This window comes from Chitinimonas taiwanensis DSM 18899 (assembly GCF_900119825.1).
Classification (GTDB): Bacteria; Pseudomonadota; Gammaproteobacteria; order Burkholderiales; family Chitinimonadaceae; genus Chitinimonas; species Chitinimonas taiwanensis.
Window position 1 is genome coordinate 145,992 of sequence record NZ_FPKR01000010.1, and the last position, 24,140, is coordinate 170,131.

General features: G+C 63.5%; 16 protein-coding genes. 7 read left to right on the top strand and 9 right to left on the bottom strand.

Going from position 1 to position 24,140, the window contains the following annotated elements; genetic code table 11:
• The first annotated feature begins 192 nt into the window (after positions 1-192).
• From BT173_RS13335 to pyk, 7 genes are all read left to right on the top strand, one after another.
• Positions 193-963, top strand: coding sequence for a transporter substrate-binding domain-containing protein (locus BT173_RS13335; RefSeq protein WP_072429156.1), 771 nt, complete (start codon positions 193-195; stop codon positions 961-963).
• Positions 964-1,099: 136 nt separating this feature from the next.
• Entirely contained in the window at positions 1,100-1,978 is an 879-nt protein-coding gene (locus tag BT173_RS13340) for an NAD kinase (protein ID WP_072429157.1), read from the top strand.
• A 52-nt stretch (positions 1,979-2,030) separates the two neighbouring features.
• Positions 2,031-3,695: a DNA repair protein RecN gene (recN, locus tag BT173_RS13345; RefSeq protein ID WP_072429158.1), complete on the top strand. Its 1,665-nt coding sequence runs from the start codon at positions 2,031-2,033 to the stop codon at positions 3,693-3,695.
• A 185-nt stretch (positions 3,696-3,880) separates the two neighbouring features.
• On the top strand, positions 3,881-4,852 hold the full coding sequence (locus BT173_RS13350) for an ABC transporter substrate-binding protein (protein WP_072429159.1): 972 nt from the start codon (positions 3,881-3,883) through the stop codon (positions 4,850-4,852).
• Between the two features lie 62 nt (positions 4,853-4,914).
• Entirely contained in the window at positions 4,915-5,403 is a 489-nt protein-coding gene (tadA, locus tag BT173_RS13355; protein ID WP_245794179.1) for a tRNA adenosine(34) deaminase TadA, read from the top strand.
• A 112-nt stretch (positions 5,404-5,515) separates the two neighbouring features.
• Positions 5,516-6,718, top strand: a complete 1,203-nt coding sequence (locus tag BT173_RS13360) for a glycoside hydrolase family 18 protein (RefSeq protein ID WP_072429161.1) — start codon at positions 5,516-5,518, stop codon at positions 6,716-6,718.
• Positions 6,719-6,953: 235 nt separating this feature from the next.
• Positions 6,954-8,369, top strand: coding sequence for a pyruvate kinase (gene pyk, locus BT173_RS13365; protein WP_072429162.1), 1,416 nt, complete (start codon positions 6,954-6,956; stop codon positions 8,367-8,369).
• A gap of 70 nt (positions 8,370-8,439) precedes the next feature.
• Here the strand turns inward: pyk and BT173_RS13370 are convergent, their stop codons facing one another.
• The 9 genes from BT173_RS13370 to hexR all read right to left on the bottom strand — a co-directional run bounded on the left by BT173_RS13370 (position 8,440) and on the right by hexR (position 24,133).
• On the bottom strand, positions 8,440-10,317 hold the full coding sequence (locus tag BT173_RS13370) for a methyl-accepting chemotaxis protein (protein WP_072429163.1): 1,878 nt from the start codon (positions 10,315-10,317) through the stop codon (positions 8,440-8,442).
• A 158-nt stretch (positions 10,318-10,475) separates the two neighbouring features.
• On the bottom strand, positions 10,476-12,098 hold the full coding sequence (locus tag BT173_RS13375; protein ID WP_072429164.1) for a methyl-accepting chemotaxis protein: 1,623 nt from the start codon (positions 12,096-12,098) through the stop codon (positions 10,476-10,478).
• Positions 12,099-12,283: 185 nt separating this feature from the next.
• Positions 12,284-13,768: an MBL fold metallo-hydrolase gene (locus BT173_RS13380; RefSeq protein WP_072429165.1), complete on the bottom strand. Its 1,485-nt coding sequence runs from the start codon at positions 13,766-13,768 to the stop codon at positions 12,284-12,286.
• A gap of 227 nt (positions 13,769-13,995) precedes the next feature.
• The gene (lpdA, locus tag BT173_RS13385; RefSeq protein ID WP_072429166.1) at positions 13,996-15,768 is read right to left on the bottom strand and encodes a dihydrolipoyl dehydrogenase; all 1,773 of its coding nucleotides are present in this window, start codon (positions 15,766-15,768) and stop codon (positions 13,996-13,998) included.
• A gap of 9 nt (positions 15,769-15,777) precedes the next feature.
• A complete protein-coding gene (gene aceF, locus BT173_RS13390) occupies positions 15,778-17,406 on the bottom strand; it encodes a dihydrolipoyllysine-residue acetyltransferase (protein WP_072429167.1) in 1,629 nt (542 codons plus the stop codon).
• Positions 17,407-17,528: 122 nt separating this feature from the next.
• On the bottom strand, positions 17,529-20,183 hold the full coding sequence (gene aceE, locus BT173_RS13395) for a pyruvate dehydrogenase (acetyl-transferring), homodimeric type (protein ID WP_072429168.1): 2,655 nt from the start codon (positions 20,181-20,183) through the stop codon (positions 17,529-17,531).
• A 318-nt stretch (positions 20,184-20,501) separates the two neighbouring features.
• Positions 20,502-21,413, bottom strand: coding sequence for an SHOCT domain-containing protein (locus BT173_RS13400; RefSeq protein WP_072429169.1), 912 nt, complete (start codon positions 21,411-21,413; stop codon positions 20,502-20,504).
• 85 nt (positions 21,414-21,498) lie between these two features.
• The gene (pgi, locus tag BT173_RS13405; RefSeq protein ID WP_072429170.1) at positions 21,499-23,157 is read right to left on the bottom strand and encodes a glucose-6-phosphate isomerase; all 1,659 of its coding nucleotides are present in this window, start codon (positions 23,155-23,157) and stop codon (positions 21,499-21,501) included.
• A gap of 127 nt (positions 23,158-23,284) precedes the next feature.
• A complete protein-coding gene (hexR, locus tag BT173_RS13410) occupies positions 23,285-24,133 on the bottom strand; it encodes a transcriptional regulator HexR (protein ID WP_072429171.1) in 849 nt (282 codons plus the stop codon).
• Positions 24,134-24,140: the final 7 nt, after the last annotated feature.

The following is a 24,140-nucleotide window of genomic DNA, read 5'->3' on the forward strand; positions in this document are numbered from 1 at the left end:
CAGGGCGGCAAGCGGACCATACCGGTATGCGTGTTGGTGGAATGCAACGCTGTCTGTTGCGATGCAGCATGCGCAAGCCCGTATATATATTCGTTTCCCTCGCCCTCGCGTAGGCTTGCAGGCCGCAAAGATTGTTACCGCAATCGCGCCCTACTTACCGAACCACCCTCTCCACCCGGGAGTCGTTACATCATGAAGTCCCTGATTCTTGCTCTGCCGCTGCTGTTGACGCTGACCCTGGGCCAGGCCCATGCCGCCGATGAAATCCGCATTGCCATGGAAGGCAAGTTCCCGCCTTTTGAAGACATGGATGCGAATGGCAATCTGCGCGGCTTCAATGTGGACATCGCCAATGCGCTATGCGCCGAGATGAAGCTCAAGTGCAAGCTGGTGCGCTTCGAGTGGGACGATCTGATTCCGGCCCTGAACGACAAGAAGACCGATGCGATCCTGGCCTCGATGTCCATCACCCAGGAGCGTCTGAAGCTGGTGGATTTCACCGATAAATACGCGCAGACCCCGGCCTTCTTCTTCGCCAAGTCGCACCGCATTCCCTTCGTGTTCATCAACCCCAAGCGCCTGGCGGGCATGAAGATTGGGGTACAGGTAGATACCACCTACGACCGCTATGTGTCGGCCAAGTACGCGGCCACCTCGCCGATTACCCGCTTCAAGAGCACCGAGGAAATGTATAACGCGCTGGCCGATGGTCAGATCGACCTGGTCATGGACGATGCCGTGGCTGGCTACTACGGCTTCCTGCAGACCCCGCGCGGCAAGGGCTTCGAGCTGGTGGGTTCGGCCGTGGTCGATGTCAAGTACTTCGGCGAAGGCCAGGGCATTGCCGTGCGCAAGGGCGACAAGGAGTTGAAGGCCAAATTCAACAAGGCGCTGGCTACCATCCTGGTCAATGGCGTGTACAAGGACATCCAGCGTAAGTACTTCGTGTTCAACGTGTACTAAGCCCCGTTTCTGCCTGCTTAACATCGGCCACCCTGGGTGGCCGATTTGCTGGATGGCGGACGGAAATATGCCGCCGCCGCGGCTTGGCTGCGAGCGGGCTAACCGCCCGGCGCGGGGCTGTGGTTAAATCGCGGCCATGAGCATGCTGTTCAAGAAAATTGCGCTGGTTGCCCGGCGCAACAGCCCCAATATCGGCGCCCCGCTGCGCCGCCTGGCCGCGCTTTTGCGCCAGTACGAGTGCAGCTCCATCGTGCTGGATGCCGATACCGCCGCCGAGCACCCGATTCCCGATACGCTGATCGTGCCGCCCGACCAAATCGGCAAGGTGGCCGACCTCGTCATCGTGCTGGGCGGCGATGGCACCATGCTGTCGATTGCCCGCCTGGTGGCGCCTTACCGCATCCCGCTGGTCGGCATCAACCAGGGGCGGCTCGGTTTCATGACCGATATCGGCGTGGACGATATCGAGGCCATCATCCCGCGCATCCTGGACGGCGACTTCGTGCCCGAGGAGCGCATGCTGCTGTCGGCCAAGGTGATACGCGGCGAACGTGAGATCCATGCCGCGCTGGCGGTCAACGATGTGGTGTTCAGCCGCGGTGCGCTCGGTTCGATGATCGAGTTCGAGATCTTCATTGACGACCAGTTCGTGTACAGCCAGCGCTCGGATGGCCTGATCGTCAGCACGCCGACCGGCTCGACCGCCTATGCGCTGGCCTCGGGCGGACCGATTCTGCACCCGACCGTGCCGGCCATCGCCCTGGTGCCGATCTGCCCGCAGACCATGACCGCGCGGCCGATTGCGGTCAACGATGCGGCCACGGTGGAATTCATGCTCACCCGCGGTGTGGATGCCAAGGTGCACTTCGACGGCCATTCGCATTTCGACCTGCAGGAGATGGATCGCGTCAGTATCAAGCGCTACCGCAATTCGCTGCGCATCCTGCATCCGCTTGGTTACAACTACTACGACATGCTGCGCCACAAGCTGCACTGGGGCGAAAGACTGTTCTGATGGTTTCTGTGCTGCCTGCGTCCGCGGGCAGCGGTGTTTCTGGATGACTCCCATGCTGCTGACCCTGCGCCTGCGCGACTTCGTGATTGTCGATGAACTGGAACTGACGTTTGAGCACGGCTTCAGCGTGCTGACCGGCGAGACCGGGGCCGGCAAATCCATCCTTATCGATGCGCTGTCCCTGCTGCTAGGCGAGCGCGCCGATGCCGGCGTGGTGCGCCAGGGCGCGGAGAAGGCCGATCTGGCCGCGGAGTTTGCGATTGCCGGGCGCAGCGAGCTGGCGCGCCTGCTGCATGACTACGATCTGGTGGGCGAGGACGATGTGCTGCTGCTGCGCCGCAGCATCGACGCCAGCGGCCGCTCGCGTGCCTTTGTGAATGGCACGCCGGCCACCCTGGCCCAGCTGCGTGAGTTGGGCGAATTCCTGGTCGATATCCACGGCCAGCATGCGCATCAATCGCTGCTGCGTCACGAAGCGCAGCGCAATCTGCTCGATGCCTTTGCCGGCCAGACTGAACAGGCGCGTGCGTTGCGGGTGGCCTTTCAGCACTGGAAGCAGGCCGAGGAAAAGCTGGCCCAGGCCAGCCGCCATGCGGGCGAGTTCGCCGCCGAGCGCGAACGCCTGCAGTGGCAGATCGATGAGCTGGCCACCCTGAATATCCAGCCGGGCGAATGGGCCGAGCTGCAGCAGGAGCATGGCCGGCTCAGCCACGCGGCCAGCCTGATCGAGGGCGGCCAGACGGCGCTCGAAGCGCTGGCCGAGGGCGAACAGAATGCCCAGTCGCTGCTGGCGGCTGTGCACGGTCGTCTGATTGACCTGGCTCGCCTTGACCCGGCTCTGAATGAAACCGTGGAGCTGCTCGCCACGGCGGATGCCAATCTGTCCGAGGCCGTGCATGCGCTGCGTCATTATGCGGGCCGGGTGGAACTCGATCCGGAGCGCTTAGGCGAGGTCGAGCGGCGCATGGATGATATCTACCGACTGGCGCGCAAATACCGCGTGGATGCCGAGCAATTGGCCGAACGCCTGAGCGCCTGGCGCCTACGCCTGGAGGAGCTTGGTGGCGATGCCGGCCTGGAAAACCTCGAGGCGGCGGTGGCCCAAGGCGAGGCCGCCTACCGTAAGCTTGCGGCACCGTTGAGCAAGGCGCGCCGCAGCGCGGCGGACAAACTCGGCAAGGCGGTCAGCAGCGAGATGCAGCAGATGGCCATGGCTGGCAGCCGCTTCGAGATCAGCCTGCAGGCTAGCCCGGCACCGGCCGCTTTTGGCCTCGAGCAGGTCGAATTTCTGGTGGCGCCGCATGCGAATGCGCCGGCCCGCCCGCTCGCCAAGGTGGCGTCGGGTGGCGAGCTGTCGCGCATCAGCCTGGCGCTGCAGGTGGTGACCAGCCAGGTGGCGGAGGTGCCGACGCTGATCTTCGACGAGGTGGACGTCGGCATAGGCGGACGGGTGGCCGAGATCGTCGGCAAGCTGCTCAAACGCCTCGGCCAGCGTCATCAGGTGCTGTGCATCACCCATCTGCCCCAGGTGGCGGCCAGTGGCGACCACCAGCTGCAGGTGGCCAAGACCAGCAGCAAGCAGGCGGTCAGCAGCCAGATTCAGTTGCTGGACCGGGCCGGGCGCATCGAGGAGATCGCCCGCATGCTGGGTGGCGTCGACATCACCGAGACCACGCGCCAGCACGCGCGCGAGATGCTGGGTTTCGGCGCCGATTGAGTCGCCAGCGCCACGTTAAAGCCCTTAACGTGGCTTGCCTGCAACATCCAGCGCATTGTCATATTGGCCGCCCGCCATGGCGCGGGTAGTCTCCGCCTACCGTTTCCCGCTTTTTCCAGGCCGCCAGACGAGCGGCCGACTGACGGTCAATCGCGAAGGGAGTAGCAATGCAGTGGTGTTGTGCTGTGCGTAAGCTCTTGATCATCGTGGCCGTATTGGCCGCCGCCGCCGTCGAGGCCAAGCCGATCCGGGTTGGCTATCTGCCCGATATCGGCTTCAGCCCGCTCAATGTGGCGCAGGCGCAGGGTTTCTGGAAGGAGCTCGGCGTGGAGGTGGCGCTGACGCCCTATGCAGACAGCGCCAGCTTGTCGAAGGCGCTGGTGGAAGGCGATCTGGACCTGGCGGGTGATCTGACCGGCAACTTCGTCGGCTGGGCCATGGCCGGTGCGGCCATCAAGCTGACGGCGGAAACCCATACCTCGAATGGCAGCGTGAAGATTCTGGCGCGCGGCGCCGATATCCAGTCTTATAAGGGCCAGGCCATCGGCGTGGGGGCGGAGGAGGTGGGCAGCCTGTTCCTGCTTGCGCGCTACCTGAATGCCAAGGGCTTGCAGCTGGCCGACTTCAAGCTGCAGGAAAGCAGCCCGGCCGCACGCCTGGCCGGTCTGCGCAAGGGCCAGCCGGCAGTGGCCGTGCTGCCCGACCCGCAGGCAAATATGGCGCGGCGCGACTACACACTGCTGGCCGATAGCGCGACCTATCCGGGCGTGGTGACCATGGGTTTTGCCGCCAGCAAGTCGGCGCTGGCCAGTATTCCGGATGAGCAGTGGTTGCGTTTTTACCGCGGCTGGTTGAAGGCGGTGAACTGGGTACGCGCCGGCAATTTCAAATGGGCCGATTATCGCGCGGTGCTCGACCCGAAAATCCATGTCGGCCTGCTGGCCGATGGCGATGCGGCTGCCATGGATATGTTCAATAGCATCAAGTTCCCCAGCAATGCCGAGGCGGCCAAGCGCCATGGTCAGCTCGGTGGGCTCGAATACCATGTACGCGCCGTGCTGCGTTTCATGCGCGAAAATGGCCTAGCCAAGTCTGAGCCCGAGGCGCGTAATCTGATCCAGTCGACCGCCTTCGAGAAGGCGCTGGCCACCCGCTGATTGGCAGCGCGGGCCGGATGCGCTAGCGTGGCGGCCCTTATCCTGCCGAAATGCTCCCGATCATGCCCGACGCTACCGATTTCATGCGCCTTGCCCTTGCCGAGGCCGAGCTTGCCCGCGCGGCCGGCGAGGTGCCGGTCGGGGCGGTGCTGGTGCATGAGGGCAGGGTGATCGCTACTGGCAGCAATGCGCCAATCGCCCTGCACGACCCGTCTGCCCATGCCGAGATGCGTGCCTTGCGCGCCGCCGCCAGTGCACTGGCCAATTACCGCCTGCCCGGTTGCGAGCTGTATGTGACGCTGGAGCCGTGCGCGATGTGCGCGGGCGCCATCCTGCATGCGCGGCTGGCCAAGGTGGTGTTCGCCGCGCGCGACCCAAAGACCGGCGCAGCCGGCAGTGTGCTCGATCTGTTCGCCATCCCCCAGCTCAATCACCACACCGAGATCGTCGGCGGCGTGCTGGCCGAAGAGGCCAGCCAGCAACTGCGCACCTTTTTCGCCGAGCGTCGTCAGGCCGCCAAGCAAGCGCGCCAGGCACGGGCGGCCGACTAGGGCTGGGTAGCGTAGCTAAGTAAAGTGGTCTTATTGCGGTATTGATCCTGCGCGGCTTATGCTGAGGATGGTCAGGGTTTTCCCCTGTCCCTCGCCATAATCAGGAGACCACATGAAAGCCATCCTTCCCTGCCTGCTCGCGCTGGGCCTGGCGCTGTTCGGCCCGCTGCAGGCTGCCGATGCACCGCCCGTCGCGCCCGCAGCCGACAAGAAAATCGTCGCCTATGTGATCTCCTGGGGCGGCTATGCGCGTAACTACCTGCCCAATGATCTAAGCGCCCACAAAGTCACCCATATCAATTTCGCCTTCGCCAATATCGTGGACGGCAAGGTGGTAGTGGGCGACCCGGGCATAGACAGCACCGGCAAGAACAACTTCCAGCGTTTGCGCGCGATGAAGCAGGCCAACCCGAAGTTACAGACGCTGATTTCCATTGGCGGCTGGACCTGGTCCAAGCATTTTTCCGATGCGGCGCTGACGCCGGAGTCGCGTGCGCGCTTCTCGGCCAGCGCGGTGGCATTCATGCTCGAGCACGGCTTCGATGGCGTGGACATCGACTGGGAATACCCGGTCGAGGGCGGCAATGCCGGCAATATCGAGCGGCCCGAGGACAAGCGCAATTACACGTTATTGCTGAAGTCGCTGCGCGAGCAGCTCGATGTGGCTGGCAAGCAGGCTGGTCGGCATTTCCTGCTGACCACCGCGACTGGTGCGGGCGAAAAATGGCTGAAGCATACCGAGATGGCCGAGGCGATTCGCTACCTCGACTGGATGAATATCATGAGCTACGACTTCAATGGCTTATGGAACAGCTTCTCCGGCCATCTCGCGCCGCTCAAGCGTGATCCGGCCTACGATGGCTCGGGCGTGCCGCTCACCGCCAATGTCAGCGATGCGGTCGAGCTGTTCATCCAGGCCGGCGTGCCGGCCGAGAAGATCGTGCTGGGCCTGCCTTTCTATGGCTATGTGTGGAAGCAGTGCGCGGCCGAGGGTCAGGGTCAATACCAGGCTTGCCAGGGGCGTGGGCGTGGCAGCTGGGAAGATGGCACGCTCGACTACAGCGAGATCGAAAAGAAGTATGTGAATAAGGGCGGCTTCCAGCGCTTCTGGAACGACACCGCCAAGGTGCCCTGGCTATACAACGCCAAGACCGGCGAGTTCGTCAGCTATGAGGACCCGGAGTCGCTGCGCCACAAGCTCGACCTGCTGGAGGCCAAGGGCCTGGGTGGGGCGATGTTCTGGGAAGCGTCGGGCGATAGGCGCGAAACCCTGCTCGACCTCGTTTACCAGCGCTTGCTGGCGGGCAAGCGCTAAGCAGATAGGCGGCCGGCGGTGCGATTTGCCCGCCGCCAGCGTCCGACTTGGGCGGGTTTTGGTGAGCAAATGCACTAAATTGTCTTCTGTGTAGTCAAAAGCTAGCGGATTACAGGCGCGTAGGCTTGTAGAATTACTACATAAGAACCAAGACCACCCGGTCTAGCTTGCTGGGCGCCGGTTTACCGAATCGGCCGCGCAAGCCACCACACCCAAGCCAGGAGCACCGAATCCCATGCAGCGCAGCACAAAGATTGTCGCCACCCTCGGGCCTTCCACCAATGATCCGGATGTCCTGACCCGCCTCTTGGCGGCTGGCGTGAATGTAGTCCGCCTCAACTTCTCGCATGGCAAGGCGGAAGACCATATCGGGCGGGCGCAGATGGTGCGCGATGCGGCCGAGCGACTGGGTGTGTCGGTCGCCATCATGGTTGACCTGCAGGGGCCGAAGATCCGTGTCGGCCGCTTCGAGAAGAACAAGATCACCCTGGAGCCGGGCCAGGCCTTCACGCTGGATGCCGAGTGCGAGCTGGGTAATGACGAGCGGGTAGGCCTTGACTACAAGGAGCTGCCACGCGATGTGAGCCCAGGCAGCGTGCTGCTGCTCGACGATGGCCGCATCGTGCTCGATGTGCAGAGCGTGCAGGGCAGCGCCATCCTGACCCGCGTGCGCGTGGGCGGCGTACTCAGCAATAACAAGGGCATCAACCGCCAGGGCGGTGGCCTGTCGGCGCCGGCGCTGACCGCCAAGGATATGGAAGACATCAAGGTGGCGGCCAAGCTGGAGGCCGACTACGTGGCGGTGTCCTTCCCGAAGAGCAGTGCCGATATGTATATGGCCAAGACGCTGATCCTGGCCGCCGGCAGCAAGGCGCAGGTGGTGGCCAAGATCGAGCGCACCGAAGCGATAGCCAATCTGGAAGAGCTGGTGGAAGCCTCGGATGTGATCATGGTGGCGCGCGGCGACCTAGCGGTGGAAGTGGGCGATGCCGCGGTGCCAGCACTGCAAAAGCGCATGATCCGCATGGCGCGCGACAAGAACAAGCTGACCATCACCGCCACCCAGATGATGGAATCGATGATCACCAGCCCGGTGCCGACCCGTGCCGAGGTCAGCGATGTGGCTAATGCGGTGCTGGATGGCACCGATGCGGTCATGCTGTCGGCCGAGACCGCGGCCGGCAAGTACCCGATCGAGACGGTGGAGGCGATGGCACGCGTGTGTATCGAGGCCGAGAAGTCGTCCGACTACCAGCTCGACCGCGACTTCCTCAGCCGCGAATTCACCCGCGTCGATCAGTCGATTGCCATGGCTGCGCTGTTCACCGCCACCCATCTGAAGGTGAAGGCCATTATTGCCCTGACCCAGACCGGCGCTACCGCGCTGTGGACCAGCCGCGTCAACTGCGGCGTGCCCATCTATGCGATGACGCCCGAGCTGTCCACCTACCGGCGCCTGAGCCTGTTCCGCGATGTGCACCCGATGACGCTGGCGCACGATTGCGACCAGAAGTCGCTGCTGGATGCCGCCCAGCGCAAGCTGCTCGACCAGGGTCTTGTGCAGCCGGGCGACCTCTTGGTGGTGACGGTCGGCGATACGGTGGGTCAGATGGGCAGCACCAACACCATGAAGATCGTGCGCGCTGGCTGATTTAGGCTCGCAAGCCAACATGAAAAAGGCCGCGTTCCCGCGGCCTTTTTCATTCGGTGGCGAGGGCGATTTACAACTTGAACTTGCCGAAGCTGGCGCGGATGCCGCTGGCAAGCTGATCGAGTTCGCTCAACGTGCCGGTCATGGCCTGCAGCGCATCGTCGCTCTGCTGGATCTGGCTGGTCACCCGCTCGGCATTCTGTGCCATCAGCGTGGCGGCCTGGCGCTGCTCGCTGGTCGAATGGGCGATCTCACGCATATTCGCCACCACCTCGGTCATGCGCTGCTGAATCGCGGCGATATTCTGCGCAGTTTCGCGGGTCAGTCCGGCACCTGCCTCCACCGAGTCGAGCGTGCGCTGCATATTGCCGCTGGCGCCCTGGGTGGCTTCGCGCATCGCACCGATCATCTCGGAAATTTCCAGCGTGGCCTTGCCGGTGCGCTCGGCCAGCTTGCGCACCTCGTCGGCTACCACGGCAAAGCCGCGCCCCTGCTCGCCGGCCCGTGCCGCCTCGATGGCGGCATTCAGGGCGAGCAGATTGGTCTGGTCGGCGATTTCCTTGATCACCTGCACGATGCCGCCGATATCGTCAGCCCGCCGGCCCACTTCGCCGAACAGCGAGGACAGCTCACGCACCGCACCGGCCGAGTTGTCGATCTCGGTCGATACCTGCTCGATGCGCTTGGCGCCTTCGCTGGACAGCTTGCCGGTGCCATCCATCATCTGGTTGGCGTCGCTCGCGTATTCGGCGATATGCGAGATGCTGACGGTTAGCTCTTCGATGGTGGCGGCATTGGCGGCGCCGTGGTCGGCCAGCTGGCGCGAATCACCTGCCATGCGCCGGGTCAGCGCGGCGATGGCGTTCACCCCATCGGTCAGGCGGCCGGCTTCCTGCTGCAGTTCGGCAAACATCTGGCGCAGCTGTTCCTGAAACTGATTGAAAGCCTGTGCGGTCTGCGCGATCTCGTCATTGCCGCTGACCGGGATGCGCCGGGTTAGGTCGCCGCCACCCGAGGCGATGGTGCGCATCGCCTCCTTCACCCGCACTAGGCCCGCCAAGAGCTTGCCGAGCAGGGCGGCCAGCACCGGGATGATCACCACCAGCAGCACGATCAGCATGACGATGGAGAAGCCGAGCAGCTTGTTCAGCGGGGCCAAGGCATCCGATTTGTCGATCACCACGGCCAGATACCAGCCGGTGCTGGGAATGGTGCGCACCTGGATGAACTTGGCCTCGCCAGCGATTTCCAGCTCTTCCATATGATTGGCGCTGGCCAGCGCCTTCAGCTTGGCGGCGTCGAGACCGGGAGCCAGTTCGGTGGCCGGCTTCATGCGGCGCGCCTCGTCGGTGTGGATCAGCACCTGGCCGTTCGCATCGGCGGCAAAGGCATAACCCTGATGGGCGAGCTTGACGCCCAGCACGCCAGCGACCAGCCCATCCATGAACACATCACCGGCGGCGACCGCGGTGGTGGCCGCACCACTGCCTACCGGGGAGGCCATCGAGATCACCAGCTTCTTGGTGGCAGCATCCAGATAGGGCTCGGTGATGATGGTCTTGCCCGCTTCGGCTGCCTGCTTGTACCAAGGGCGGCCGGTCGGGTCATACCCCTCGGGCAGGTTCTGCGGCTTGGAGAACTCGATGCGCTTGTCGCTGAAGGCGATATAGGTGGTGTCGAAACCACCGGCCTTCTCGCTCAGTTGCAGGAAGGGCAGTAGCTCAGCTTGCTGGCTGTAGGGGGCCAGCGCCGTCACGATCTGTGCCTTGCTGGCCAGCCAGTCATCGGCCGACTTCGCGCTGGCTTCCGCCGCTTCGGCCGACTGCGATTCCAGTGCATCCATCAGCTCGCCGCGCATGCGCTGATAGGAAGCCGCTGTGAGCAGGATGGCGACGATCGCCAATGCGAGGGCCATGGTGACGATCAGTTTGGTGCGTAATGACTGCATGCGATGTGTCCTTCTCTGGTCTATGGCTTCGCCGTGTAGGAGCGGCACTACAGTTACAACAATAGGTCATTGCGGGCATGAAAAAAGCCGGTTTGCACCGGCTTGATCTCCAAGCTGGGTTGCCTGGAAATGTTAGCACTAGACAATATACTAGGTACTTAAATATGAAAGCGCGCCACTGAGCCGCGCAACTGCTCGGCCATGCTCTCCAGCTGCTCCACCGTATCGGCGCTCTGCGCGATCGATTCATTGGTCTGTTCGGTCATACGCGCAATCGCCTCCACATGCTGGGCAATGCTCTGGCTGGCGCTGGCCTGCTCACGGTAGATGCTGTCCAACTCGATCAGTTCGGCGCGCGAGTAGTCGGCACCACGGGTCAGCTCGCCCAGCGCCGGCACCAGGGCGCGGATGATCTGCACGCCGTTATCGATCTGTCCGGCGCTGCCACGCATGGCACCGATCACCTCGGCGGTTTCGCTCTTGATCAGGGCCAGCGCCTGCATGATGTCGCTGGTGGCGGCGCCAGTCTTTTCAGCCAGTTTGCGTACCTCATCAGCCACCACGGCGAAGCCGCGCCCCTGCTCGCCGGCACGTGCGGCCTCGATGGCGGCATTCAGGGCGAGCAGATTGGTCTGGTCGGCAATCTCCTTGATGGTGGAGGCGATGCTCGAGATGCGTACCGAATGCTCTTCCAGGCGCACCATATTCTGGGCCGACTCATTGACCGAAGCGGCGATGCGCTCAACTTCGCCACTGGCATCCACGGCCTGCGCCGCACCTTGCTGGCTGAGCTGGTGCGCTGTTTCTGCCTGCTGGCGCGCATTGCCAGCGCGGCTGGCCAGGTGGTCGAAGCCGACCGTCATTTCCTCCACCGCTGCGGCGATCGAGCTCGAGGCATCGCTCTGCTGCGCCGAACCTGCGCGTATGCCGCTATAGGCGGCATGGATATGGTGGGCGGCCTGGCTCAGGTTGACGCTCGACTCACCGATGCCGCCTATCATCTCGCGCAGCTGTTGCTGCATCTTGGCCAAGGCGGCCAGTAACTGGCTGGTTTCATCGCGCCCCTGCACACGTATCGCGGTGGTCAGGTCGCCGGCGGCAATCTTCTCGGCCAGGCTGACCGACTGGCGCAGCGGCACACTGATCGAGCGGATGATCCAGAAGGACAGGCCGCCAGCCAGCAGCAGACCCAGGCCGGCTACCGCCAGGCTGGCGCCGGATAGCTTGCCGACCAGGCTGCTGGCGCGCTGGTATTCGCTGCTGGTGGTTTCGGCCTGCAGCTTGAGCAGGGCGGAGATGCCGTCGGCCGCCTTGTCGAAGGCCGGGGCGAGGTCGGAGCGGAAGGCGCTGATGGCGGTATTGCGGTCGCCCTCTGCATACAGCTGCAGCACGCGGTCGCGCTGCGCGATATAGCCCTTCCAGGCGCTGCGGAAGTCGGTGATCAGCTGCTGCGAGGCACTGTCCTGCAGCGGCTTGAAGCCCTCCTCAAGCTGCTTGAGCGCCTCGGCTTCGATCTTGCGCATGACGGTGATATTTTCCTCGCCATTGCGACGGTTATAGGCCTCAAGGGCCAGCACGATCTGCATGCGCGCGCGGTGCAGGCTGTCTTGCCCACGCGCCAGTGCCACCATGGGTACGGCACGTAGATGATAGGCCTCGGATAGACGACTGGTGGCGGTGCCGCTGGCAGTGCGGCCCAGGATGACGACCACGATGACGAGGCCGAGCAGGATCAACGACAGCACGGTCAGCCGTGCTGAAATCTTGAGGTTTTGGAACATGTTGTCACTCCGACAGGGATCTGAACGTGCCCGCTTGAGCGGGTCTGGTCATGAATTATGAATTACTAATTTACCTCCGCAAGATAGCAAAAAATGACCGATTCGGGCGAACGATCACCCTGTAAAGGCTCTGATAGGGTGCGCGGTTTGGTAATGCAGGGACGAGGTGCTCAGATAGGCTTGTCCTACAGTCTCAAATCGGACTTGGCCTTGCTAAGCATGCGATTGATATCGGCCCGCGAGGCGACCGTGCCATGCACGCCGGCAATGCGCTCGGGCTGAATGCCCTGGGCCTTGAGCCAGCGCACCAAGGCAATCCCACCCTCGTTGGCGGGTGCATTGGCCGCTTGCTGGGCATGGTTGGTGAACAAATCGGCCTGGAACAGCAGCTTCTCGCTGGGGATGTACAGGGCGAGAATCTGTTCGGCATGCGGGTTGTCGCTGAGGTTGTACAGCTCGACCTGGTGGTGGGCGTCGGCCAGCAGCATCTTCTGCCCAGCCGCTATGCCGGTAAAGGCCAGCGCCTGGCCCGGGTGCTTGGCTGCATAGATGGCCCTGAGCGTGGCTTCCGCCCCGGCCGGCGCCAGCACGCGGGCACCGCGATCGATCACGGCAACCATCCCACCTAGATGGTCGTCATGATGATGGCTGAGTACCAGTGTCTTGATCGGCTTGCCCGGCGCAATCTGCTCGACTGCCGCCAGCAGCTGCTGGCCGGCCTGCTCATTGAGCGGTGCTTCGACCACGGTCACCGCATCATCGAATACCAGCACTAGGGCCGCATAGTCCTGGCCGCCCAGGCGCTCGACCAAGTGCACATCGGGCGCCAGCTCGCGCACATAGGGGCCGAGCGCTGACTCGGCGGGCACCTCGATATAGTCAGCAGGCACGACGAAGGCATCGGCCGGTGCTGGACCTAAGGTTTGCTCACTCAGCGCCAGCTCGAAGCCCAGGCGTGGCTCACTCAGGGTTTCACCGCTGACCTTGGCTGGCAGGCGCAGGCCAGCCAGCTCGTGGTAGTCGAGAAAGCGCACCGTGTTCACCCCCTTGGGCTGCAAGGGGTAGCTGCGAGGCTGGCGGTAGCCGGCGATCAGGCCGGTATCGGCATCCACCAATACTTCCAAGCCCGTCGCCAGACGCGGCCAGCGCGCGGTCAGCCGACGCACCTTGCTGCCGAAGAACTCGTCCTCGCCACCATCGCTGAGCTCGGCATCGGGGTGCTGCAGCTGGCGCAGTAGGGGCAGGGGATGATAGCGAAAGGCATTGGCGGCCAGGCTGAGCGGCGTATTGCGGCTGAACGCGTGGCCGGCGTGATCGATGCGCACCGATTCAGGACCGGCCAGCTCGCGCGAATGCAGGGTGAATCCGCCGGGGAAGACCAGCTTGCTGTCGATGGCGCTACGCTGGCCGGCCCAGTCGAATACATAGCGGGCGGAGAGCGGTAGCGGCTCGAAAGGTCCGTGATAGCCGGGTGCCTGCAAGGGGGCATAGAAGCCGCCCTCAAGCTGGTAGCTGAGTCCGCTGGCGGCGGCGATCCGCGCTGCACCGCCATGGGCGGCCAGGGCTTTCTCCAGCGTCTGCTGGGCGCTGTGTTGCTTCAAGCGGGGGGATTGTGCGAGCAGCGGTGTGCTGAACAGTACGAACAGGGCAAGCGGGACAAGCATCTGCATATCAGTACCTTTCGACACAGGCCTTGCTGAAGCCCTTGCCCGGACCTGGCCGGGGGCTGATTCGGGCGATACCAAAAAGCATGGCAGAGCAACTGTGGGCGTGCTGGTGAAGGTGGCTGACGCTTGCCTGAAGGCTGGCGGCTCAGACGCACCTCAGCCCGGTAGCGCTGGCCGCTAGCCCCATCCCCGCAGCAGGTGCCGGAATGGGGCCAGTGGCACCGCAGCGCTTACTTCTTACGCTGCGGTGGTACGTCGGTACAGCTGCCGTGGGCGATTTCCGCTGCCATGCCGATGCTTTCACCTAGGGTCGGGTGGGCATGGATGGTCTTGCCGATATCCACGGCGTCGGCGCCCATTTCGATGGCCAGGCAAATCTCGCCCAACATATCGCCAGCATGGGTGCCGACGATGGCGCCGCCAATGATGCGATGGGTTTCCGCGTCGAAGATCAGCTTGGTGAAGCCCTCGTCGCGGCCATTGGCAATCGCGCGGCCAGACGCGGCCCAGGGGAAGACCCCCTTTTCGATCTTCAGGCCCTGCTTCTTGGCCTCGTCCTCGGTCATGCCGACCCAGGCCACTTCCGGGTCGGTATAGGCCACGCCCGGAATGACGCGCGCATCGAAGTAGGCCTTGTGACCGGAGGCATTCTCGGCCGCCACATGACCTTCATGCACCGCCTTGTGGGCCAGCATAGGCTGACCGACGATGTCGCCAATCGCAAAGATGTGCGGCACATTGGTGCGCTGCTGCTTGTCGACTTCGATGAAGCCACGCTCGGTCACCGCCACGCCAGCATTCTCGGCCCCGATCAGCTTGCCATTCGGCGCGCGGCCGGCGGCCACCAGCACCAGGTCGTAACGCTGCGGCTCCTTGGGAGCCGCTTCGCCTTCGAAGCTCACATAGATGCCATCGGCCTTGGCCTCGACCGCCACGGTCTTGGTCTTGAGCATGATGTTGTCAAAGCGGTGCGCATTCATCTTCTGCCACACCTTGACCAGATCACGGTCGGCGCCTTGCATCAGGCCATCCATCATCTCGACCACATCGAGGCGAGCGCCCAGCGTGGAGTACACGGTACCCATTTCCAGGCCGATGATGCCGCCGCCGATGACCAGCATCTTCTTCGGCACGGCCTTCAGTTGCAGCGCGCCGGTGCTGTCGACGATGCGCGGGTCTTCCGGGATGAAAGGTAGCTTCATCACGCGTGAACCGGCGGCGATGATGGCGTGCTTGAACTTCAGTGTCTTCTTCTCGCCGGTCTTGGTCTGGCCCTCGGCACCCGTGGTCAGCTCGACTTCGACATGGTAAGGGTCGATGAAACGGCCCACACCGCGCACGATATCGACCTTGCGCGCCTTGGCCATGCCCGAGAGGCCACCGGTCAGCTTGCCGATCACCTTGTCCTTGTAGCCGCGCAGTGCGTCGATATCGATCTCGGGCTCCGAGTACTTGATGCCGTTCGCAGCCAGGTGCTTGACCTCGTCGATGACCGCGGCATTGTGCAGCAGGGCCTTGGATGGGATGCAGCCGACATTCAGGCACACACCGCCCAGCGTCGCATAGCGTTCGATCAAGACCACCTTCTGGCCGAGGTCGGCGGCGCGGAAGGCGGCCGAGTAACCGCCAGGGCCGGCGCCCAGCACCAGTACGTCGTATTCGCCATCATGGCCACCGCCGAAACTGGCCGCTTGCGGGGCCGGCGCGGGTGCCGCGGCGGCCGGGGCTGCAGCGGCTGGGGCAGGCGAGGGCGCAGCGGCCGCAGCGCTGGCTTCCACCACGGCAATCACATCGCCTTCCGAGACCTTGTCGCCCACCTTGACGCGTATTTCCTTGATCTGGCCGGCGCTACTGGCCGGCACTTCCATGCTGGCCTTATCGGTTTCCAGCGTGATCAGCGAATCTTCTTTGGCAACGGTGTCGCCGACCTTCACGAAGATCTCGATCACGTCCACCTGCTTGGCGTCGCCGATATCGGGCACCTTGAGTTCGATTGTGCTCATGGCGGCCCCTTACAGCATCAGCCGGCGGATATCGCCGAGCACTTGTGCGAGATAGGTGGTGAAGCGAGCCGCCGAGGCGCCGTCGATCACGCGGTGGTCATAGCTGAGCGACAGCGGCAGGATCAGGCGCGGCGCGAATTCGCTGCCATTCCAGACCGGCTTGATGCTGGACTTGGACACCCCAAGAATCGCCACTTCGGGCGCATTCACAATCGGTGTGAAGGCCGTACCGCCGACGCCACCGAGCGAGGAGATTGAGAAGCAGCCGCCCTGCATTTCGGCTGGCAACAGCTTGCCGTCACGTGCCTTGGCGGCCAGCGCGCCCGATTCGGCGGCCAGTTCCAGCAGCGACTTCTTGTCGGCATCGCGAATCACCGGCACCACCAGGCCATTCGGCGTATCGGCGGCAAAGCCGATATGGAAGTACTGCTTGAGCACCAGATTGTCGCCATCGAGCGAGCTGTTGAACTCGGGGAATTTCTTCAGCGCGGCCACCACGGCCTTGATCAGAAAGGCCAAGGGGGTGATCTTGAGGTTCTGCTTCTTCAGCTCCTCACCCATTTCCTTGCGGAAGGCTTCCATCTCGGTGATATCGGCTTCGTCGAACTGGGTGACGTGCGGAATCATCACCCAGTTGCGGGCCAGATTGGCACCCGAAATCTTCTTGATACGGCTGAGCGGCTTGTTCTCAACCGGGCCGTACTTGGCAAAGTCGACCTTGGGCCAGGGCAGGAGGTCCAGGCCCACGCCCGAACCATTGACCGGTGCAGGGCCGGCGGCCACGGCGCCACTCATCACGCTCTTCACGAAGGCCTGCACATCGCTGGCGACGATACGGCCCTTGGGTCCGGAGCCCTTGACCTTGCCGAGGTCCACACCGAGTTCACGGGCGAACTTGCGCACCGAGGGGCTGGCATGGGCGGCCTTGAAGCTGGCCTCATCGACCTTGGCGGCCGCGACCGGGGCGGCAACGGCTGCCGCAGCGGCCACCGGGGCAGCGGCTGGTGTAGGGGCTGGCGCGGCAGCGGCTGGTGCCGGTGCTGCTGCGGGGCTGGCCACCGGGGCAGTGCCCGCTGCGGCCAGGGTCAGGATCAGCGTGCCTTCCGATGCCTTGTCGCCGACCTTGATGGCCAGGCTCTGCACCACGCCGGCGGTGGGCGAGGGCACTTCCATGCTGGCTTTGTCGGTTTCCAGGGTAATCAGCGAATCATCTTTCTTCACCGTATCGCCGACCTTGACGAAGACCTCGATCACATCGACGTTCTTCGCGTCGCCGATATCCGGCACCTTGACTTCCACCGTGCTGCTGGCGGCTGCGACAGGCGCAGCGGCCGGAGCTGGGGCAGGTGCTGGCGCGGCGACCGGTGCTGCGGCAACGGGCGCGGTAGCAGCGGCGCCAGCGGCTTCGATCAGCACGATCAGGCTGCCTTCCGAGACCTTGTCGCCCACCTTGATACGCACTTCCTTGACCACGCCGCCGGCTTCGGCCGGTACTTCCATGCTGGCCTTGTCGGTTTCCAGGGTGATCAGCGAATCATCTTTCTTGATCACATCGCCAGCTTTCACAAAGACCTCGATCACATCGACGTCTTTCACGTCCCCGATATCGGGTACTTTCAGTTCGATCAGATTGCTCATTGTCATTTCCTGTGAGGGGTGAGGTGTTGGGCGCGCGCTAGGCCAGCCGGCGCCCGATCAGGCAGCGTGGAGTGGGCAGGGCCGCCAGGGGCCGCACACCGCACTCCGCTCGCCTCACGCTCTTAAACAGTCCAGGGAGCCGGCTTGCTGGCGTCGATGCCGTACTTGGCAATCGCCTCCGCCACCTTGCTGCGCGGCAGGCTGCCTTCGTCGGCCAGCGCCTTCAGGGCGGCCACCACCACATAGTGGCGATTCACCTCGAAGAAGCCGCGCAGCTGCTCGCGCGTATCCGAGCGACCGAAGCCGTCGGTGCCGAGCACCACATAGCGGTTCGGCACATAGGCGCGAATCTGCTCCGCATACAGGCGCATATAGTCGGTGGCCACCACCAGTGGGCCCTTGCTGTCCTTGAGCAGCTGGGTCACATAGGGCAGCTTCGGCTCGGCCGCCGGGTTGAGCATATTGTGGCGCTCGGTGGCGATGCCATCGCGGGCCAGCTCATTGAAGCTCGGGCAGGACCACAGATCGGCTTCCACGTCCCAGTCGGTCTTCAAGAGTTCGGCCGCGGCGATCACTTCATTGAAGATGGTGCCCGAACCGCCAAGCTGCACACGCAGATCGCCCGCGCCGCCTGCCTTGAGCTGGTACATACCCTTGACGATGCCGGCTGCCGCGCCTTCCGGCATGGCCGGATGCTCGTAGTTCTCGTTCATCAGGGTCAGGTAGTAGTAGACGTCCTCCTGCTCGGCATACATGCGGCGCATGCCGTCCTGCACGATGACCGCCACTTCGAAGCCGAAGGTCGGGTCGTAGCTGATGCAGTTCGGGATGGTGGCCGAGATCAGGTGCGAGTGACCGTCCTCATGCTGCAGGCCTTCGCCATTCAGCGTGGTACGGCCCGCGGTGCCACCCAGGAGGAAGCCGCGCGTACGCATATCGCCAGCCAGCCAGGCCAGGTCGCCCACGCGCTGGAAGCCGAACATCGAGTAATAGATGTAGAACGGAATCATCGGCACGCCGTGCGTGCTGTAGCTGGTGCCGGCGGCAATCCAGTCGCACATGGCACCGGCTTCATTGATGCCTTCCTGCAGGATCTGGCCGTCTTTCGACTCCTTGTAGAACATCAGCTGGTCGGCATCTTGCGGCACATACTTCTGGCCTTCCTGGTTCCAGATACCCACCTGGCGGAACAGGCCTTCCATGCCGAAGGTGCGCGATTCGTCCGGCACGATGGGCACGATGTGCTTGCCGATCTGCTTGTCCTTCAAGAGCTGGGTCAGCATGCGCACGAAGGCCATGGTGGTCGAGTATTCCTTGCCGGCACCCGAACCCTTGAGCAAGGCGTCAAAGCTGGCCAGTTCCGGAATTGGCAGCGCATAGGCCTTGGTGCGGCGCTGCGGCAGATAGCCACCGAGGGCCATGCGGTGCGCGCGCATGTATTCGAGCTCGCGCGAGCCTTCCTCGAACTTCACGAAGGGCACGTTCTCGAGCTGATCGTCGGGCACTGGGATGCCGAAGCGGTCGCGGAACTGCTTGATCGAGTCGATATCCAGTTTCTTTTGCTGGTGGGTGATATTCATCGCCTCGCCGGCCGAGCCCATGCCATAGCCCTTGACGGTCTTGGCCAGGATGACGGTAGGTTTGCCATTCGGGGTGCTGGCCTGCTTGAAGGCCGCGTAGATCTTGGCTGGATCGTGGCCGCCGCGGTTCAGGTCCCAGATGTCCTTGTCCGACCAGTCCTTGACCAGTTCCTTCAGCTCAGGGGTGTTGAAGAAGTGCTCGCGCACGTAGGCGCCGTCGCGCGCCTTCATCACCTGGTATTCGCCGTCGACGATTTCCATCATGCGCTTGGGCAAGATGCCCTTCTTATCGCGCGCGAACAGGGCGTCCCACTTGGTGCCCCACACCAGCTTGATCACATTCCAGCCCGAACCGCGGAATTCGCCTTCCAGCTCCTGAATGATCTTGCCGTTGCCGCGCACCGGGCCATCCAGGCGCTGCAGATTGCAGTTGATCACGAAGACCAGATTGTCGAGTTTCTCGCGACCGGCCATGCCGATGGCGCCCAGCGATTCCGGCTCGTCCATCTCGCCGTCGCCGCAAAATGCCCATACCTTGCGGTTATCGGTCTGGGCCATGCCGCGGTCCTGCATGTACTTCATGAAGCGGGCCTGGTAGATGGCCAGGATGGGACCCAGGCCCATCGATACCGTGGGGAACTGCCAGAAGTCCGGCATCAGCCACGGGTGCGGATAGCTGGACAGACCCTTGCCGCCCACTTCCTGACGGAAGTTGTTCAGCTGCTCCTCGCTCAGGCGGCCGAGCAGATAGGCGCGCGAATAGATGCCGGTGGCCACATGGCCCTGCACGAAGATCAGGTCGCCGCCATGGCCTTCGCTCGGCGCGTGCCAGAAGTGGTTGAAGCCCACGTCATACAGCGTGGCGGCCGAGGCGAAGGAGGCGATATGGCCGCCCACATTGGTGTGCTTGTTGGCACGCACCACCATGGCCATCGCATTCCAGCGCGTGTAGGCGCGGATCGTATGCTCAAGCGCGGTGTCGCCCGGGAAGGCCGGTTCGCTCTCCACCGGGATGGTGTTGATGTACTGGGTGGTGGCGCTGTAAGGAATATTCGCGCCCTTTTGCGACGCTTCCTCGATCAGCTGCTCAATCAGGAAGTGCGCGCGCTGTGGGCCTTCCGCATCAATCACGCCATCCAGCGCTTCCAGCCACTCCCGCGTTTCAACGGGGTCGAGATCGTGCTTTTGCTCTGCCATCTTGGGTACCTTGTGGGTCTGTTTGTTATACGGTGGACAGCAAGCGCACCCGGGCCGCGCGCAGGGCGGCCGTGCAGGGCTGTGCTTGCAGATAGAGGGTGGCGCGCGCAGCGCACGAAGCGCTGCCCGTTGCCGGGAAGGGGGGCCGAATGGGTTTCGGCGCAGCGAGGAATGGGCGCGTCAACGCTATCTCTTCATTGCTTGGGTTTTACTGGGCCAGCCAAGCTGGCACGCTGGGCCCTTGAGGGCCTCTTGCAGTAATGCGGTGCTGCCAAATGAAACCGGCCGGGACATCGCGAGGACATCCCGGCCTGGGGCTTACAGGTCCTTCACGATGGCCGCACGCTTCTGTTCGTACTCGGCATCGTTGATCAGGCCGTTGTCTTTCAGGCGCTTGAGTAGCATCAGGCGTTCTTCGGCCTTGCTCAGCGGCGCGGCCGGCAGGACGGCCTGCGGCGCGCTGGGTGCGCTCTGCGTCACCGGGGCTGCAGGGGCGGCCACCGGCGCAGCAACGGGTGCTGGTGCGGCGACGCTGGGTAGCGGGGCCGGGGCGGCGGCTGGCAGCGTGGCGGGCTTGAAGGTGGTACCGCTGTCGGCTGCCGCGCCACCCTGGTAGGTCTTGGGTGGCTCGCTGGCCAGGGCGGTGCTGATATCGATGCTAATCCAGTCGGGACGGTTATTGACGATCTCGGCACCATTGCCGCTCAGCAGCGTGCAGCCCATACCATTGACCGGTTTGATACGGCTGCCGTGATTGATCGGGCGGCGGTTGCCGGTGGCGTGGTAGTAGGCGAGGTCGGGTGCATCGCCGCACATACCGGCCAGCAGGTTCAGGCGGCCGTTCTCGACAAACAGGCGGCCGGCATTCAGCTCTCGCGCCATGAAGAACAGGCCACCGGGGCGGAAGGAGGTGACGAACTGCACGTCATCGCCCGGCTGGGCCTTGGCAAACAAGGGCAGCAGATTACGCGACAGGCGCTCGACTTCATTGGCGCTGAAGTAGGGCTGCGGCGTCTTGTCATCTTCGCGCTTGTAAATGCGGCTGAGCAGATTGCTCAGCTGTTCGGGAGAGAACACCACCGGGTGGTTATTGGTGGCATTCACTGCCTCCAATTTCACATAGTCGTCACTTTCCGACCACATCTTAGTGGTGTCGATGGCCAGGGCACCGCTGCTCAGGAAAAGGCAGGCCGCAAAGCTGGCCAACCGGGTCGAAAACGCATGCTGCATGCCTGTCTCCAGATCAAATCAAAGGTAAGCAAGGCTGACGTTATAACGCAAAGCGCTAGGCTCTGCATCGTGGTCAACCGCGCCTTTAGAGTTTTTGCTTTCCGTTCAGGGCCTTGCGTACATAGGCAATCAGCGCCTGGGTGGAGGCGTCGTGTTCGCCGCTCCGGTCAGCGTCCCTGAGCTCGGCTTCAATAGTCTTGGCCAGCTGCTTGCCCAGCTCTACGCCCCACTGGTCATAGGAGTTGATACCCCACACCACGCCCTGCACAAAGACTTTGTGCTCATACAGCGCAATCAGGCTGCCCAGGCTGGCCGGGTCGAGCTGGTCGAGCAGAAGGGTATTGGTGGGGCGGTTGCCATCAAATACCTTGTGCGGCACCAGTGCCTCGAGCGCTGGGCCGCTGAGGCCCTGGGCGCTCAGCTCGGCGCGTACCTCCGCCTCGTTCTTACCGCGCATCAGCGCCTCGGTCTGGGCTAGGAAGTTGGCGAGCAAGATGGTGTTGTGCTCGGCCGAACTCTTCGGGTTGGCCAGGGCGGCGATAAAGTCGATCGGTACCAGCTCGGTGCCTTGGTGTAGCAGCTGGTAGTAGGCATGCTGGCCATTGATGCCCGGCTCACCCCAGATGACTGGACCGGTATGGTAGTCGGCGCGCGCGCCATCCAGGCGTACCGACTTGCCGTTCGACTCCATGTCGAGTTGCTGCAAATAGGCCGGCAGGCGGTGCAGCGGCTGGTTATAGGGCGAGATCAGCTGGGTGCTGGCACCCATGCCATTGATATAGAAGATGCCGAGCAGGGCCAGGATGACCGGCAGATTCTGCTCGAGCGGCGCCTGCTGGAAGTGCTGGTCCATTGCATGCGCGCCGGCCAGCAGGGTACGGAAATGGTCGGGGCCGATATACAGCAGGATGGGCAGGCCGATGGCCGACCAGAGCGAATAGCGGCCGCCTACCCAGTTCCAGAAGCCGAACATATTGGCGGTGTCGATGCCGAAGGCGCTGACCGCCTCGGCATTGGTCGATACTGCCACGAAGTGCTTGGCCACCGCCGCTTCGCTGCCCAGCTTGTCCACCAGCCAGGCGCGTGCGGCACGCGCATTGGTCAGCGTTTCCTGGGTGGTGAAGGTCTTGGAGGCGACGATGAACAGCGTGGTGGCCGGGTCGAGCCTTTCCAGCACGCTGGCCAGCTGCCAGCCATCCACCGTGGAAACGAAATGCATGTTCAGCGCGGCGGCACCGAAGTCCTTGAGTGCCTCGCAGGCCATGAAGGGACCGAGGTCGGAGCCGCCGATGCCGATATTGACGATATCGGTGATCGCGCGGCCATCGTGCCCCAGCCAGGCGCCGCTACGCACCTTGTCGGCAAACGCGCTCATGCGGGCGAGCACTGCCTGCACCTCGGGCACCACATTCACACCATCCACCTCGATCACGCTGCTGGCCGGCGCACGCAGCGCGCTGTGCAGCACGGCACGACCCTCGGTGCGGTTGATGGCCGTGCCCGCGAACTGCTCGCTGCGCTTGCTTTCCACGCCGGTGGCGCGGGCCAGTGCGAACAGGTTGGCCATCGCCGCGTCGTCGATGCGGTTCTTTGAGTAGTCGAGCAGGATGCCGCAGGCCTTCAGGCTGAAACGCTCGGCCCGGCCCGGATCGCTAGCGAACGCGGCACGCAGGTCGATCTGTTTGAGCTGGCTGGCTTGTTCCAGCAGGGTTTGCCAGGCGGGCAGGGCGGTCAGTGCAGTCATCGGTCGGTATCTGGTTCAGTCAAAAGGCGCGCGGCGCCGGCTGGCTTGGTGCGCGGCAGCGTGGGCGGGCGAGTCGCCGCCGCAGTGCTGCCTAGCGGTCTTCAACAATCTTCTTCAGCGATCTTCTTCAGCGATCTTCATAGCCGCGTACGCGGCGTTCCTTCAGATTGCGCTTGATCTTCTCGAGCTGGTCGATCAGCTCCGGCCCGCGGCGTAAGGCCACGCCCACGGCCAGCACATCGATCACCACCAGGTGGACGATGCGGGTGATCATCGGCGAGTACAGATCCGGGTCTTCCGGCGTATCGGCGTACAGGGTCACATTGCAGCGCTTGGCCAGCGGCGAATTGGAATGAGTGATGCCAATCACATGCGCGCCGGCTTCACGCGCCAGCTCCACCGAGCGGATCAGGTCGATGGTGCGGCCGGAGTTGGAAATCGCCACCACCGCGTCACCCGGCTTGAGCAGGGAGGCCGACATGCCGTGGATGTGTGGGTCGGAGTAGGCAATGCAGGGCACGCCGAGGCGGAAGAATTTGTGCTGCGCATCCTGAGCCATGATGCCGCTATTGCCGAGGCCATAAAATTCGATCTTGCGTGCCTTGGCCAGGATGTCGACCGCCTGCTCGATCGCATCCGGGTTCAGCTCATTGCGCGTGCGCATCAGGCTGGAAATGGTGTTGTCGAACAGCTTGGCGGCCAGGTCATGCGCGGTATCGCTCATCTCCACCGCGCTGTGCACATAGGGCACACCCGACACCAGGCTGCGGGTCAGGCGCAGTTTGAAATCCTGCAGGCCGGTGCAGTCGACCGAGCGGCAGAAGCGGATCACGGTCGGCTGCGAGACGGTGGCCATCTCGGCAATCTGCGCAATCGGCGCATGGGCAACAAAATTCGGCTGCGACAGTACCAGCTCGGCCACCTTGCGCTCTGACTTGGACAGCTCGTTCAGCAGCGATTTGATCTTTTCCAGCATATTTTTC

Excerpts from the sequence above, each read along its gene's own strand:
- aceF (WP_072429167.1), bottom strand. The coding sequence starts at position 17,406 with ATGAGCAATCTGATCGAACTGAAAGTACCCGATATCGGGGACGTGAAA.
- pyk (WP_072429162.1), top strand. The coding sequence starts at position 6,954 with ATGCAGCGCAGCACAAAGATTGTCGCCACCCTCGGGCCTTCCACCAAT.
- pgi (WP_072429170.1), bottom strand. The coding sequence starts at position 23,157 with ATGACTGCACTGACCGCCCTGCCCGCCTGGCAAACCCTGCTGGAACAA.
- hexR (WP_072429171.1), bottom strand. The coding sequence starts at position 24,133 with ATGCTGGAAAAGATCAAATCGCTGCTGAACGAGCTGTCCAAGTCAGAG.
- BT173_RS13375 (WP_072429164.1), bottom strand. The coding sequence starts at position 12,098 with ATGTTCCAAAACCTCAAGATTTCAGCACGGCTGACCGTGCTGTCGTTG.
- BT173_RS13340 (WP_072429157.1), top strand. The coding sequence starts at position 1,100 with ATGAGCATGCTGTTCAAGAAAATTGCGCTGGTTGCCCGGCGCAACAGC.
- tadA (WP_245794179.1), top strand. The coding sequence starts at position 4,915 with ATGCCCGACGCTACCGATTTCATGCGCCTTGCCCTTGCCGAGGCCGAG.
- recN (WP_072429158.1), top strand. The coding sequence starts at position 2,031 with ATGCTGCTGACCCTGCGCCTGCGCGACTTCGTGATTGTCGATGAACTG.
- BT173_RS13380 (WP_072429165.1), bottom strand. The coding sequence starts at position 13,768 with ATGCAGATGCTTGTCCCGCTTGCCCTGTTCGTACTGTTCAGCACACCG.
- BT173_RS13370 (WP_072429163.1), bottom strand. The coding sequence starts at position 10,317 with ATGCAGTCATTACGCACCAAACTGATCGTCACCATGGCCCTCGCATTG.
- aceE (WP_072429168.1), bottom strand. The coding sequence starts at position 20,183 with ATGGCAGAGCAAAAGCACGATCTCGACCCCGTTGAAACGCGGGAGTGG.
- BT173_RS13400 (WP_072429169.1), bottom strand. The coding sequence starts at position 21,413 with ATGCAGCATGCGTTTTCGACCCGGTTGGCCAGCTTTGCGGCCTGCCTT.
- BT173_RS13360 (WP_072429161.1), top strand. The coding sequence starts at position 5,516 with ATGAAAGCCATCCTTCCCTGCCTGCTCGCGCTGGGCCTGGCGCTGTTC.
- BT173_RS13335 (WP_072429156.1), top strand. The coding sequence starts at position 193 with ATGAAGTCCCTGATTCTTGCTCTGCCGCTGCTGTTGACGCTGACCCTG.
- lpdA (WP_072429166.1), bottom strand. The coding sequence starts at position 15,768 with ATGAGCACAATCGAACTCAAGGTGCCCGATATCGGCGACGCCAAGCAG.